Below are 15,144 nucleotides of genomic sequence, written 5' to 3' on the forward strand. Positions count from 1 at the left end.
CAACGGGTTATCTTCATAAAAGTAGTCTAGCATAGTGCTTATCTACTACAGCCCCTATTAATTTATTCAATGTTTTTTACGTAGGTGATACAAACATTTTCAATTGAATATCTGTATATTTAGAATGAGGTATAATTCAACTATTTACTGAATGAAACAATATTTATCCGACGAAAGGTATACTTTTTAGGATGGATTGCTTAAGCAATAATCAAATGTTTATTAAAAAAATTTATATTACTTTTCAAAAAAATAAAAAATCTATGAAAATCTGATAAACGGTCGAATAATCCGATAGAGCAATTATATAGCGATTATTTAACATAATAAATGCAATGTTCATGCCACTATTAATAAGTAATATTATAAAATCTTTAGAAAAACATCTTTGTCTTAATAACGGTAAGCGTTGCAGTAGTCTGAAAATTAAAAATACTGGGGTCCATGCCTAATAATCGAGTAGCTAGGACAAATCTAGGTAACTATTTAACAAACTGCTTTGTTAAGCTGAGAATGACCAATATCGTCTGATATGTGAACAAATTTTGTCACTTCTCATCAACTTGAAGTCATATTTTGTCAAAAAAAGTAGGGTAGTATCTTTAATGTAAAAAAGCTATTGTATCACTATGCTTTTTAGAATAGTTATATAAGTAAAGAAAGTAAATAGTGATAGCTTTGCTGAGCTAACAAAGTAGCGATTATCAAATGGGCTATTTTTCTAAAAAATGCCTAACGTATGGGTATTTACTAATAGCCATAAACATTTAGCTCACAAGCGCCTATAATAGAGCTCAGTGATTGTATGTAAACTGACTTTAAGATTGTGATTGCTCTCATGCCAGCCTCGCATTTAAACTCAAATCTGTAGACAGTACCCTTTAGCAGCATAAGGAAGTTGCAAAATTATCTGTTTCTTCATTATATTAATGAATAACGGTTATACATAAAGTAATATAGAAGCCTTAATTACAGGCTTTCACCTTATTTTATAACCAATAAGTCTTACCCTAGTATTTAAGCAAAACAACGAACCCTGTAGTAAACAGGAACTACTCATAAAAAGGACAAGTAAAGATGAATTATTACAAGGATGCCGATAGCACCGAAACTCAGGAATGGCTAGATGCTTTTGAATCAGTGATTAAGCATGCCGACAAGGATCGTGCCCAGTTTTTATTAAAAGCGCTCTATAACATGTCGGTACAAGAGGGCTTGCCATTTAACCGTTTGGACACCGCTTATATCAATAGTATCGCCGTCGAAGACGAGCCGATGTACCCCGGTGATTTGGGCATAGAGCGTAAGATTCGGGCGCTCATTCGCTACAACGCGCTGGCTATGGTGATGCGCGCGAATAAGAACGATGATGATTTGGGTGGGCATTTAGCGACATTCGCCTCTAGTGCTACGCTGTATGAGACAGGTTTTAATCACTTCTTCCGTGCCGCTAATGATCACTTCGGTGGTGATATGATCTATTATCAAGGTCACTCCGCGCCCGGTATCTACGCGCGCTCATATTTAGAAGGGCGTTTGAGTGAGGATCAACTAGAGAATTTTCGCCGCGAAGTTGGCGGCAAAGGCTTGTCGAGCTATCCGCATCCTTATTTGATGCCTGATTATTGGCAGTTCCCAACAGTGTCTATGGGTCTGGGCCCCATCATGTCGATTTATCATGCGCATGTGCACCGTTACATGGAAAACCGCGGCTTACTTGAGTTTGAAGGCCGCAAGATTTGGACTTTCTTAGGGGATGGCGAGACTGATGAGCCAGAGAGCTTGGGAGCCATCTCTCTTGCTGGCCGCGAGAAGCTTGATAACCTCATTTGGGTCATCAACTGTAATCTGCAGCGTCTCGATGGCCCAGTACGTGGTAACGGCAAGATCATCCAAGAGCTAGAGTCGGTATTTCGCGGCGCCGGTTGGCACGTTATCAAGGTTATTTGGGGCGGCCAGTGGGATAATCTACTCGACAAAGATGACACTGGAGTACTCAAGCACCGTATGGAAGAAGCGGTCGATGGCGAATATCAGCTCTATGAGGCGCGCGATCCTAGCTTTGTGCGTAAAGAGTTCTTTGGGAAATATCCTGAGCTTGAAGAGATGGCCAATGAATTATCTGATAAGGATATCTCACGCTTGAATCGCGGCGGCCACGATCCGGTGAAAGTCTACGCCGCCTTCAGTGAGGCGATGAAGACCAAAGGTCAGCCAACCGTTGTACTAGTAAAAACAGTCAAAGGCTATGGCTTATCGACGCAAGCGCAAGCGGTCAATAAATCGCATCAGATCAAAAAGCTCGATCATGAGTCGTTGATGTATTTCCGTGATCGTTTTGATTTGCCGTTTACGGATGAGCAATTAGAGACGCTGCCTTTTTATCGCCCAGAAGAGGATTCTGCGGAGATGAAGTATCTAAAAGGTCGCCGTGAAGCGCTAGGTGGACATCTGCCTAACCGCCGTAGTGGTCATATCCCGCTTAATATTCCGGATTTGTCTATCTTTGATCGCGTGCTTAAGGGTAGTAAAGGTAAAGAGCAATCAACGACGATGGTGTTTGTACGTCTGCTATCGGCGATGCTAAAGGACAAAGATATCCAAGACCGCGTCGTGCCTATCGTTCCTGATGAAGCGCGTACCTTTGGTTTAGAAGGCATGTTCCGTCAGTTAGGGATTTATTCTGCTTCTGGACAAAAATACACGCCAGAGGATAGCGAAGCGCTGATGGGTTATAAAGAAGCTATCGATGGTCATATGTTAGAGGAAGGCATCAACGAAGCAGGTGCGATGAGTACTTGGATTGCGCTGGCGACCAGCTATTCAGTCAATGCGCTGCCGATGATTCCGCTATATATTTACTACTCAATGTTTGGTTTCCAGCGTGTCGGCGATCTGGCTTGGGCAGCAGGCGACTGTCAAGCGCAAGGCTTCTTATTAGGCGCCACCGCAGGCCGTACGACCCTAAATGGTGAGGGCTTACAGCATCAAGATGGCCATTCGCAGATTTTATTTGGCGTTGTGCCCAACTGCGTGACCTACGATCCGTGCTTTGGTTATGAGCTAGCCGTCATTATGCATGATGGTCTGCGCCGGATGTATGGCGAGGGTGAGCGCGTCTATTATTACTTAACGCTGATGAACGAAAACTATGAGCAGCCAGCGATGCCAGAGGGCGTAGAGGAAGGCATCAAGCGCGGCATGTACTTGCTCGAAGATAATGGCTCAAGCCAAGTGCAGCTATTAGGCTCAGGGGTCATTTTGCGCGAAGTACAAAAAGCGGCGCAAATCCTTAACGATGAGTTCAATATCACCGCAAACGTCTGGAGCGTGACCAGCTTCAATGAGCTGACTCGTGATGGTATGGCTTGTGATGACTACAACCGCTTGCATCCGATGGAGGAAGAGGTCGTGCCTTGGGTCACAGAGCAATTAGCGCCGCATGAAGGTATCGTCGTAGCTGCCACAGACTATATGCGCAATTACTCTGAGCAAATTCGAGCATGGCTACCAGATAACCGCCCATATATCACTTTAGGTACCGATGGCTATGGTCGCTCAGATACTCGTGAGCAGCTGCGTAGCTTCTTTAACGTTGATGCCGCTCATATCGTGGTGGCGACGCTCAAGCGCTTAGCAGACGAGGGCGAGGTCGAGATGCGCTTAGTCAAAGATGCGATCTCAAGCTTCGGCATAGAAGTCGATCAGCCGCCTGCCTGGCAGCAGCAGCCCCATTATGACCATTTCCCAGACGCTCCAGCACCTGATAACGTCAATCCAAATCCTGTTCCTGATTTTGTCGGTGAAGATGATGATGAAATCTCTAGCGAAGGCCGCGCCGAAGATCAAGCCGACGCCGAATTGCTAAATGATGATGACATCAAAGAATAGCCCACAATTACGTGACGATATAATAAGGAGAAACTAGGATGGATATTAAAGCCCCCGATTTAGGTGTCGAGAGCGCCGAAGTCAGCGAAATTATGGTCGAAGTTGGCGATGTCATTGCTAAAGACGACAATATCATTTTATTAGAGTCTGACAAGGCATCAGTGGAAGTACCTAGCTCTGCTGCTGGTAAAGTCAGCAAAATTAGCGTTGATGTTGGTGACCAAGTGAGCGAAGGCATGGTGCTGATCGAGGTCGATAGCGATGCCGATAGCGATGCCGATAGCGGCGCAGATGATGAGTCTGATGATAGCTCTAAAAATGAGCAAAAACAGCCTGAAGCGGATACAGAGAATAGTAAGTCTACAGGAGTGGCTGCTACAAATAACGATAAAGCAGAGCAGACAAAGGATAAGTCTGATACTTCTGAGCCTGAAGAGAGTAATGGTCGTGCAACGACTCACGCGTTGCCAGACTTAGGCGTCGAAGAAGCGCAAGTGGCAGAGATTATGGTCAGCGTAGGTGACAATGTTGCCGCCGATGACTCTATCTTGCTCATTGAGTCTGATAAAGCGTCGGTGGAAGTGCCCGCACCCGAGACCGGTACTATTGAGAAAATCCTCGTGCAAGCAGGTGACATGGTCGCCAATGGCCAAGACTTTATCGTGATTGTTGGGAGTAGTGCAGATAACACCAATAGTTCAGATAGTTCGACTGCTGATAATCAAACGTCTAAAAAGGACTCAGAAGCTAAGCAATCAGCAAACGAGAGTGCATCCTCAGAGCAGCATAAAACAGGCGAGCCCAAACAAGCTGCAGCGCCATCGGCAAGTAAGTCGACGACTACTGATAGTCAGACTAAAAGCTCTGGCGATAAACTTACCGAAGCGCAAGTGAATGAGAAGCTTACTGAGGTGTATGCCGGTCCCGCCGTACGTAAGCTGGCGCGTCAATTGGGCGTAGATATCACCCAAGTATCAGGCTCAGCGCTCAATGATCGTATCTTGAAAGAAGATCTATTTGCCTATGTCAAAAAGAGTCTAACCACTCAAAAAGCTGCGACGACTAGCGGTAGTGTAGAGCGTGGCAGCTTACCAAGCTTGCCAGATATGAGTAATAAAGAGATTTGGGGCGAGACTGAAATAGAAGACTTAAGTCGTCTACAAAAGGTCTCGATTCCCCAGCTCAATTACAATACTTACTTGCCGCAAGTCACGCAATTTGATCTCTCCGATATTACTGAGACAGAAAAACTGCGTAGCGAGCTCAAAGGCGGTATGAAAGCAGAAGGTATTGGTTTTACAATTTTGGCCTTTATTGTCAAAGCGACCGCTTATGCCTTGACGCAGCACCCGCGCTTTAACAGTCATTTAAGCGATGATAATACGCAGCTGATTCTACGTAAAACGGTGAATATGGGCATTGCGGTGGCAACCGATGACGGGCTTATTGTGCCAGTGATAAAAAACGTACAAGACAAAGGTCTCAAACAAATCGCTATCGAGATTGGCGAGCTGGCAGGTAAGGCTCGTGATAAGAAGCTTGGCGCTAAAGACTTGCAAGGCGCAAGCTTTACGATTTCGAGCCAAGGGAATTTAGGCGGTACGGCATTTACGCCGCTGGTCAACTGGCCACAAGTCGGTATCTTAGGAGTGTCTGAAGCCAGTATGCAGCCGCGCTGGAATGAGAGTAAGCAGACTTTTGAGCCGCGTCTGATTTTACCGTTATCTTTATCGTATGATCACCGAGTTATCAATGGCGCTGATGCCGCGGTATTTACTCGCTACATTACGACTTTGTTAGCGGATCCGCGCCGTATTTTGTTATAAATAGCTTCTATCTAATATTTACCATTAATGTTATCAAAAGATCGTCTAAGGACGGTCTTTTTTATACTTGTTGTGCCCGTCGTTTTTAATATAGGCTTTGGATAACCGTTTATCTAAATGCAAAACCCAAAAAAGCCAGCAAGTAAGCTGGCTTTTTCTAGCGTCTGTGATAAGACCTATTAGCGATATTAGAACTGTTTAACAAAAGCAATGCCATAAACCCAAGGGCTGATGTCTACTTCGCCGATGTCATTACCGTCAAGCTTGGCATCAGTTTTGATATCCATGTAGCGCGCATCGATACGGAAGGCTTCTGTTGGTGCAAATGGAATGTCAAGACCGACATGACCGGCAACGCCTACGCTGTCGTCAAGCTCTAAGTCGCCAAGAGCAACCTTTTCTTCAAAGAAAGTGGTGTAGTTCACGCCTACGCCTACAAATGGCTTAAGGTTCATTGGCATATTATAGCCATCGAAGTGATACTGCAGTGATAGCGTTGGTGGTAGGTGCTGGGTTTTACCGTCAACTGTGTCGCCGTTTGCATCGGTCAAAGTGATGTCATGATGAAACGGAATAGCGGCTAGTAGCTCAATGCCAACATTATTGGCGATAAAGTACTCACCACTGATCGTCGGACGGATATCGTCATCAACTTCAACAGAAAAAGCACCGTCAGCCAAAGTACCATTGTCGCTTTTTGGGTCAACCATATGAGCACCGGCAGCGATACTCCAAGTACCAGCAGGTACGGCAAAGGCGGAAGTCATAGTCAGGGCAGTAGCAGCAGCTAAAACTAGGGATTGTAGTTTCATCATTTGATCCTTAAGGTAATAAGTGACTATCAGCGAATTACTAGTGAGGGATGACACCAGTTCTGATATCCTATGTTACAGTGACAAGATAAAGTGTTTATCTTATGTTTATTATAATATAAAAACCTTACAAAGAGTAGTGAATTAAAATATATCAGCAAGGTTTTTTGATTATAGATGGGTCTCAAAAGGATTTAGATGAATATTAAAGTTAAAAAGAGAATGGATATAAAATATTAATAGCGCTTTGTGATAAGGAGGGAGAGATGACAGGTTATTGTAGTAATTCGCCGCTTCGCTGTAGCAAAGCGATGTCAATGACAATCTTAAGTGAGACAAGTAATAGTTGCCCTCAGTGTGGTCTCGCTTTAGTATCTGATACTAGCAATAGCGGCTCAATTATAGAGCAGCGCGTGCTACAACTAGGGTTAGTCGTTTTTATCCTTTTGCTGTTAGCGCTCATTTATATTTATTATGGGCTATTAATCTAAAAGAGTTTTCTTTATAAGTAATGAACGATTGCGTGTGCTAAATCAGTTTTGATAAGCACTGTAAGTTTGATAAGCCTTAGAATTTTGATAAGCCCTAGAATTTTGATAAACATTGAAAGCTTATCAATCAGTGTAAACAGATTTTTTAAGCTCAGGACTTCTAATAAAGTTAGTCACTATTTGCCATAAATTTCATTTTACTACATACCAGCTATGTGCTTAGAGTGGTAAACTTTATACCTCGTAACGTCTTCTCTGTATTTAACTGTTTTAACTATCGCTCTTGTTAAAAGGATCAGCATGGCCTTTCATCCCATCAGGCAAACTCGGCTCTTCGTCTATAATGTTTTGCAAAACGATGAACATGACACGCTAGTTAGCCGTAGTGTTGATTACTTCCTAATTTTCTTAATCATGGCTAACGTCACAGCGGTGATTGCTGAGTCTGTTGACCAGTGGTATTACCCTTATCAAGAGTATTTTACGTTATTTGAAAACTTCTCAATCGTGGTGTTTTCGATAGAGTATTTACTGCGGTTATGGAGCGTGGCCGAGGCAAAACCTGATAACACCACTTGGCGGCAACGCTGGGAGTGGCTAAAGAGTCCCTCAGCCTTGATCGACTTGATCGCGATTGCGCCAGCTTTCTTAAACTTCTTTGTGACTATCGATCTGCGCTTCTTGCGGATACTGCGCTTATTTCGTATTTTGAAGCTTACCCGCTATTTTGCTTCAATGCGTATTTTGCTGGTGGTCATCAGTAAGGAAAAAGGCTCGTTCCAAGCGGTCATTTTTATCTTAATTATTATGATAGTGACAGCGTCCAGTGGTATCTACTTAGTGGAGAATCACGCCCAGCCAGAAGAGTTTGAGTCGATACCTAAAGCGATGTGGTGGGCGGTGGTGACTTTAACGACGGTAGGTTACGGGGATGTCACACCGATTACCAACGCTGGTAAAATATTAGGCGCGATTATTACCATCTTAGGGGTAGGCTTGGCGGCGCTACCCGCGGGTATTTTGGCCACAGGCCTTGCTAATGAGCTGGCGCAGCGCCGTGATGAGCTAGAACAAGACTTTCGTGAGCAGCTGATTGAAAGTGATTTTGATCTGGTGCAAAATCAGGCGATGATCGACAAAATCCGCCGCGAGCTTGGGCTGGATCGCGAGCAGGCGCAAGATATTGTGCTACAAGTGCTGCGTGAGCAGGAGCTTGAGCGCCGCGAAAAAGAAGTCTCTAAAGCAAAAAACTTCTGCCCGCACTGCGGAGAGGCACTACGCTAACGGCTCTCTAAAGAGGAGTGGCCGTTGGCTGTGCAATCGGTAGCGTGCGGGCAAGTTCGTGGGCGACTTGCTGCGCTAATTTTTCGATATCTTCAGCTTCTAGAGGTAGCTGCTGCACCGTTAGATACCAGTCATCAACTCCGCGGCGCAAGTTTGCGACCCAAAGTCCGTAGCAGTCACGCGGCAGCTGTTTTAGATCGACAGTAAAAGCTCGGTTATATTCGTCGTCACTCAAGTGCACTTCACCGGCTTCTACGCCGGCAAGCGGTTGTTGATTGTAGGAATGGACAATCATAGCCACATGACGAATATGAGCGGGAATATGATCTAAATATAGGCGGATTTGTTCTTGATCTAAGGGCGCATTATATAAAGCCTGCTCACCGCGATCTTTACCATTTAGGCTATCGCCTTGATGCCTTACTGACTCCGCTTTATCACGCAGCTGCTTGAACCAAACGATATCATCTATGACACAATCATCATCATAGAGTACGCAGGCAATATCGACATCGATAGCTTTGTCATTTTGTTTGAGGCGTTTTTTTAGTCCGGTCGCTTTTGGCGGCGTGAATTGATAATTCATCGCAAAAAACAATCTATCTGTGGCGAAATCAAGAGCGCTTAAGCTCTCTGATAAAGGCAGTGTAGGGGTGGAGGCTGACATAAGTATCCTTCAATAACGGCGGTTTTAATTATTTGTTTGAGCCTAATGAGTTTGGTAAAAGCTTATAGTGGATTATGACTGTTTCCTAAGACCGCTTGATAAAGTAGATCAGGTTTGGCAGCTAGTAAACCGTCACCAAAGCCGCGCAGCCACCAGACCAATTGTGAGGTCATATTGACGGTCGCTTTCACGCTCAAAGTATCGTCATCATTGATAGTGACGGTTTGATCTTCACTGAGCTGGCTTTCGGTCAAGCTTTTACCTGCCCGTCTCGTAAAGATCAGCTCAACAGCAGTATTCTTGCCATGATCGGGTAGCTGGCTCAGTAGCGGATGGCTAAAGCCCATACCGCCAGCATCTAGATAGCTATCTAATAGGAAATCCTCAGGCGTTACCGCACTGGTCTCTAAAATCTCAACACTCGCAAACCGATGCAGCGCAAAGGTGCGAATAATGAGCTCAGGGTCATCTGTACGCGTGGCTAACAGATAGATAATAACCCCGCGCTGAATAATGGCAATAGGGTTTAGAGTATATTCGCTAGCCTCACTTTTATTGCTACGCGTATAACGAGCTTTGATTTGTTGTTGATAAAATAGCGCGTGATAGATGTTGTCTTTACTTTCTATATCGATAGGCGGCGCGATTAGCGGCTGCGTTGCCGGCTCAATACGCACGCGGTCGAGCCATGAATGGGTGACTTTGCTGTTTTTGAGCTGACGGCGCGCCAGATCAAACCAAGGAAATAACTCATCTAAGATAGCGGGCGGCAACAGCTGGGTCAGATTGGCCTCGACCATGTTGAAGGCGACCGCTTGCGATAGATTCATATGCGGCAAGCTCTGTAATGGCGCATCGTCACGCCAGCGCCAGCCTTGCGGATTGGCATTGTTTTTCTCAATAGGAAAGCGCTTAGCTAAGGCGTTGAGATCGCGCTGTACGGTACGCAAGCTAATATCAAATCCGGCTAACTTTAGCTGCTCATAAATATGAGTCGTACCGACCCAGCGATTGCGCTGTAGTTGCGATAATACTTGCCATTGCCGCGCAGTGGTAGCGGCACCATGGCGGCTAGCTGCCGAATCAGCCGCAAGATCGCCAGCTGAACTCATAGCATCAGAATCGCTCAGTGGTTTTTCCATATTCTTTATGGTATCGGTGTCAGTCGCCTTAGTATGTTGCGCAGTCATTGGCTGATAACCTATATAAAGTCAAAACAAAATCAAAATTTGATATCTGAAGATCAAAGTTCTAGTGCAATATCGACTATAGCATCAAATCTGCTTTGCTTGTGTAGAGCAATACGAATTGACGCGCCATAATCAAAGGGTTTTATCATCGCAGAAAACATGACTAGCGTCTAGGGATGATTGCGTATGCTAAACTATCTGATACGCCTTATCGCTCATCGCTATCTACATTATCGTTGCAGGCTAAATCATCGTTTGCTTGGCTTGAGCTGTTATTATCGCGATCACGTTTTTCGCTGAGCTCATCGCGGCGCTTATCTGCCTTTTTTTGGCGTTTGGCTTTGCGCTTTTTTTTTGCCTTTTTATCAGATTTTTTGTCTTCGATCAGCTCATCCGCTGCTTGACTTTCGTCCCATGAGATAAGGCGCCTTAAAATTTTGCCAAATAAAGTGTCTTTATGGTAGCGACCTTTTTTATTAAGGGTATCAATCGGTAGACCGGTCATCAAAGTCAGCGCTTCATTGATAGTGCGCACGCCATAGATATAAAAGCGACCTGCTTTGACCGCCGTAATAATATCGTCACGGAGCATCAGCTGGTTGACATTGGCCATAGGAATGACCACCCCTTGCTCTCCTGTTAGCGCTTGCTCGCGGCAAGCGTCAAAGAAGCCGGCTATCTTGGCGTTGATGCCGCCAACGGCTTGTACTTCGCCTAATTGATTCATCGAGCCGGTAATCGCTAAGGCTTGATTGATAGGCACATTGGCAAGTGCTGATAGGAGTGCACAAGCTTCGCTCACAGTAGCACTATCGCCGTCGATATGAGCGTAGCTTTGCTCAAACGCTAAGGAAGCGCTAAAGTTCAGCGCATGATGTTCGCTAAATAGTGCGCGCAGATAGCTGGTCATAATCAGCATGCCTTTTGCATGTAAGCTGCCGCCTAGATCGACATCACGCTCGATATCTAAGATATCTCCTGCTCCAGTGTTAGGCTGAATCACCGCCGTCAATCGCGCAGGCATGCCAAACTCACTATCAGCGTAGCTGACGACCGTTAGCGCATTGACTTGCCCAACGGCTACTCCCTTCGTTTGAATCAGTTGCTGACCGTTTTTTAACTCATCCCAGTACAAGTCGCGCAGGTAGCCTGAGCGTTCATCCATATCGTTAATGGCTTGCTTGACATGCTGAGCGCTAACGATTGTTTCATTAGTTTGATTCGTGCTTTGCTGCGTAGAAGTCTTGGTATCTAAACGCGCATGACGATGGGACTCATGTAGCAGCTTGATCAAGCTATCACTATGTAAGCTAAGCCGGTTTTGATCTTCTGCTTGTAAGCTTAAATGCTCTAAAAGCGCCGCTTGTGCGTAGCTATCGAACGGATACAGATTGGCATGATCGATAATATCAGCCATCTTCGCGACTAGCGCAAGCTCATGCTCTTGACTGCGAATGACGTCGTCATGAAAGTCTGCGCGCACCTTAAATACCGCATCAAACTCCGGCTCTAGCTCTAACAGCTCGTAATATAGATCCGCTTCACCCAGCAAGATAACTTTGACATCGAGATCGATAGGGGCAGGCGCTAAAGATAAGCTACCGGTCAAGGTGAGCATTTGCTCAAGACTTGAGAGCTTGATCTTGCGCGATTGCAGCGCGCGCTTGAGACCTTGCCAAGCATAAGGATGCTCAAGCAAGTGGCTGGCCTCTAGCAGTAGATAACCGCCATTGGCGCGATGTAGGGCGCCGGCACGTATCATACTGACATCGGTCGTCACTGTACCTAACTGAGTGATTTGCTCCACATGACCGAGTAGGTTTAAGTGAGTCGGTAAGTCTTCAAATATCACCGGCGCGCCGCTATTAGGCTGATGACTGACCATGACGTTGACCGCATATCGACTCGGTGTGGTGGCCAGTAGCGCTGTGACAAACTCTTCATCATCCCCATTGACGATGTGCGGCGCGTGCGCGATCATATCGTTAAGTAGCGCTTGCAGATAATCAAGCACAGATGATTGGTCCGCGAACTGCTCGCGTACTTCAGTGAATAAAGGCTGCAGCGCTCGCTCGGCGATATCGTGATGCAGAGTTTCAATGGTGTCATTGGCTTCATCTTCTAATTGCTCTAAGGCAATGGTTAGCTGATTGAAGCGTTTTTGCATATGGTTTTTATGAGTGAAGTGACCTTTATCGTTATCGGCTTGCGTATTTTTATTGGCTCTGTTTTGCTCAGTAGCGTTATTTTTGGGGGCATCATCAGTACGGTTCTCAGCTGCTGATGCCAATTGGCTAGGATGCACAAACATCGCTTTATTGTCCGAGGCGCGAAAACTCAAAGCTAAGTCATATTGTTTGCCTTCAGCGTTTAAGGCCTCGTAAGCATGGCTTTCTTTTTCATGCGCGTCATTTTTTATCGCTTCGATCTGGCTTTGATAGTAGTCGCTACGAAAGCGCTGACTTAAGCGTTTTTTGGCCTGTAGCCATAAGCTATTGACTTGTTGCTGCAACTGCTTAGCTTGTCCTGCTGGCAGATGTAAGGACAAAGGCGTACGCGGATCGGCAAAATTATGCACATAGACCCAATCATTAGGCGTGGGGTTTTGAGCGGCGATTTGCTGCAATAAACGACTAATGATGGTACGTTTGCCAAGCCCATTTTCGCCCGCGGCAAAAACATGGTAGCCACTAGCATCGATATCGATTGCCGTCTGCAAAGCTTTGATAGCACGCTGCTGACCAAAGCCGATATCTAAGGGCGGCGCACAGCGAGTATTATTAGGTAAGGGGTGAGCTTGAGTGTAACGCTTCAATTGCTTGGTATCGATCAGGCAGCGCTGCTTGGTTGCAGCGAAGACAGGATGAGAGGCTATTGATGCTTTATCCTCATTCTGATTGGTATGAGTTGAAAGCTTCGATGGTTTGCTAACAGCAGTGGACGGTTTGATCATAGGGTATAGTAGTCATCTAGATAAAAGAAATGTGGTGAAAAAACAATGTTAGGAGTAAAAGTGATAAGTGCTAGGAATAAACGTGATAAGTAGCAAAAGTAACTGTGACTAACATAACTCAATACAAGGTAGATAGTATAAGATGACCAAGATTGACGCAATCTATAACTATTCAAGCGTTGAGGTGCATGATAAAATAATCGGTTCAATTAAATATCGGTTCAATTAAATAATGGATAACGTGTTATATGTCAGCTTCTGCCACTTCCTCATCTGCCAGCCTTACTATTGACCCTACTGGATTTGCAAAGCTTGGCCCGCAGTTGCCGCTACTCGCAGATATCTTGGCGCAGTCAACTGAGCAGTTATCTTTAACACTATCCGCGACCCAGCAGCGCCAGTTATTATTATACTTAGACCAGCTTTTATTGTGGAATAAAGCGTATAATCTAACCGCCATCACTGATCCTGTCGACGCCCTTATCAAACACGTTATCGATTGTTTGGCTATTATAACGCATTTACCAGCCGGGGATTTGTTAGATATCGGTACGGGTGCAGGCTTGCCGGCAGTGATTATTGCCATTTGTCAGCCTGAACGCCACTGCACCGCGCTCGATAGCAATCAAAAGAAGATCCGTTTTATCAGACAGATCAGTAGTCAGCTTGGTCTGAGTAATGTGCAGCCTATTGCCGCTCGTATTGAAGCGCACGAAGCACAATATCAGGTAGTGACCTCGCGAGCTTTTGCCAGCTTAACCGATTTTGTATCGGTGGCGCAGCCGCGATTAGCCGAGCAAGGCTATCTGTGTGCAATGAAAGGTAAAGCGCCAAGCGCCGATGAATTATCAGCGCTAAAGCCGGCTTGGCAGATAAAAACTATCAAACTAGCTGTGCCTCGGTTGGAGGATAGCCGACATTTAATTGAATTATGCAATAAAAGTGTCTAAGCTGTCGCCACTTTGTGTATGATAAAGCAGTCGTTATCAAGATAAGGCGACATGGTTAACAATAACAGCCTAGAAACAAAAGCTTGGCAATATTTGCTGCAAGCAGCCTTAGTACTAACCCTATGTTAAAATAAAAAGTTTGATATCAATACCAGTAATAGACCTAATAAATTGAGTGAGTGTATGGAAATCATAGCCATTGCGAATCAAAAAGGCGGCGTCGGTAAAACCACGACGGCTGTGAACTTGACCGCAAGCTTAGCCGATAAGCGTCAGCATGTTTTGCTGATTGACTTAGATCCGCAGGGCAATGCCACTACCGGCACCGGTCTGCATAAAAACGAGCTTGAACTAACCATAGCCGATGTGCTGCTTGATGGTGTGTCGTTACAAGAAGCGATTGTTAAAAGCCCAGCAGGGTTCGATGTCATCGCGGCAAACCGTGAGCTGGCTGGTATGGATATTACCCTGATGGGTCAGACCAATAGCCATGAGCTGCTAAAATCAGCACTGAGTGACTTAGTGGCAGAGCAAGCGAATCAGCAAAGCCAGCCCTACGATTATATTATTCTGGACTGCGCGCCAAGCCTGAATCTTTTGACGGTGAATGCGTTGGTGGCGACAGACGGAGTGATTATCCCGATGCAGTGCGAGTACTATGCGCTAGAAGGGTTAGCCGATTTATCACAGACCATAGAGCGCTTGACTGAGCTCAACCCTAAGCTGCATATTCGCGGCGTCGTGCGTACCTTATTTGACGCGCGTAATACCTTAGCCAATGACGTGTCGCAAGAGCTAGATGCGCACTTTGGTGATATTATGTATCGCACCCATATTCCTAGAAACGTGCGTTTGGCAGAAGCGCCTGCGCATGGCATACCGGTGCTGGCTTATGAGCGTTGGTCAAAGGGCGCTAGAGCGTATCAAAAGCTTGCGGACGAAGTCATCGAGCAAAGCGGTTAGGGTGACAGAGCTGTTAGCGACAAATAGTCGTTAGTGATAAAAAGTTAAAACATTAGGGCGTATTGAACATTCGACCTTGGCACTGACAGAGACTATTTTTTAGGCGATTTGCAGATA

At 45.4% G+C, this 15,144-nt stretch carries 9 protein-coding genes; 5 read left to right on the forward strand and 4 right to left on the reverse strand.

Translation table 11 applies throughout. The features are described 5' to 3' along the window. The first annotated feature begins 1,077 nt into the window (after positions 1–1,077). Both aceE and I3248_RS11280 read left to right on the forward strand, forming a co-directional pair. The gene (gene aceE / locus I3248_RS11275) at positions 1,078–3,891 is read left to right on the forward strand and encodes a pyruvate dehydrogenase (acetyl-transferring), homodimeric type (protein ID WP_238063837.1); all 2,814 of its coding nucleotides are present in this window, start codon (positions 1,078–1,080) and stop codon (positions 3,889–3,891) included. A 38-nt stretch (positions 3,892–3,929) separates the two neighbouring features. Next, a complete protein-coding gene (locus tag I3248_RS11280; protein WP_238063838.1) occupies positions 3,930–5,717 on the forward strand; it encodes a 2-oxo acid dehydrogenase subunit E2 in 1,788 nt (595 codons plus the stop codon). A gap of 188 nt (positions 5,718–5,905) precedes the next feature. On the opposite strand, the gene I3248_RS11285 is transcribed toward I3248_RS11280, so the two are convergent. Next, the gene (locus I3248_RS11285; protein WP_025646633.1) at positions 5,906–6,529 is read right to left on the reverse strand and encodes an OmpW family outer membrane protein; all 624 of its coding nucleotides are present in this window, start codon (positions 6,527–6,529) and stop codon (positions 5,906–5,908) included. Positions 6,530–7,320: 791 nt separating this feature from the next. Here I3248_RS11285 and I3248_RS11290 point away from each other — a divergent pair. Next, the gene (locus tag I3248_RS11290) at positions 7,321–8,304 is read left to right on the forward strand and encodes an ion transporter (RefSeq protein WP_238063839.1); all 984 of its coding nucleotides are present in this window, start codon (positions 7,321–7,323) and stop codon (positions 8,302–8,304) included. Positions 8,305–8,311: 7 nt separating this feature from the next. On the opposite strand, the gene I3248_RS11295 is transcribed toward I3248_RS11290, so the two are convergent. The 3 genes from I3248_RS11295 to I3248_RS11305 all read right to left on the reverse strand — a co-directional run bounded on the left by I3248_RS11295 (position 8,312) and on the right by I3248_RS11305 (position 13,114). Next, on the reverse strand, positions 8,312–8,971 hold the full coding sequence (locus tag I3248_RS11295; RefSeq protein WP_238063840.1) for a TerD family protein: 660 nt from the start codon (positions 8,969–8,971) through the stop codon (positions 8,312–8,314). Positions 8,972–9,033: 62 nt separating this feature from the next. Continuing rightward, positions 9,034–10,083: a WYL domain-containing protein gene (locus I3248_RS11300; protein WP_238063842.1), complete on the reverse strand. Its 1,050-nt coding sequence runs from the start codon at positions 10,081–10,083 to the stop codon at positions 9,034–9,036. 286 nt (positions 10,084–10,369) lie between these two features. Further along, a complete protein-coding gene (locus I3248_RS11305; protein WP_238063841.1) occupies positions 10,370–13,114 on the reverse strand; it encodes an ATP-binding protein in 2,745 nt (914 codons plus the stop codon). A 248-nt stretch (positions 13,115–13,362) separates the two neighbouring features. Here I3248_RS11305 and rsmG point away from each other — a divergent pair, with 248 nt between their 5' ends. Then, positions 13,363–14,064, forward strand: coding sequence for a 16S rRNA (guanine(527)-N(7))-methyltransferase RsmG (rsmG, locus tag I3248_RS11310; protein WP_201556627.1), 702 nt, complete (start codon positions 13,363–13,365; stop codon positions 14,062–14,064). A gap of 183 nt (positions 14,065–14,247) precedes the next feature. Further along, positions 14,248–15,027 (forward strand): ParA family protein, encoded by a 780-nt coding sequence (locus tag I3248_RS11315; protein ID WP_025646640.1) that lies wholly within the window; start codon positions 14,248–14,250, stop codon positions 15,025–15,027. Positions 15,028–15,144: the final 117 nt, after the last annotated feature.

This window comes from Psychrobacter sp. Ps3, assembly GCF_022129275.1.
GTDB classification, from domain to species: Bacteria; Pseudomonadota; Gammaproteobacteria; order Pseudomonadales; family Moraxellaceae; genus Psychrobacter; species Psychrobacter submarinus.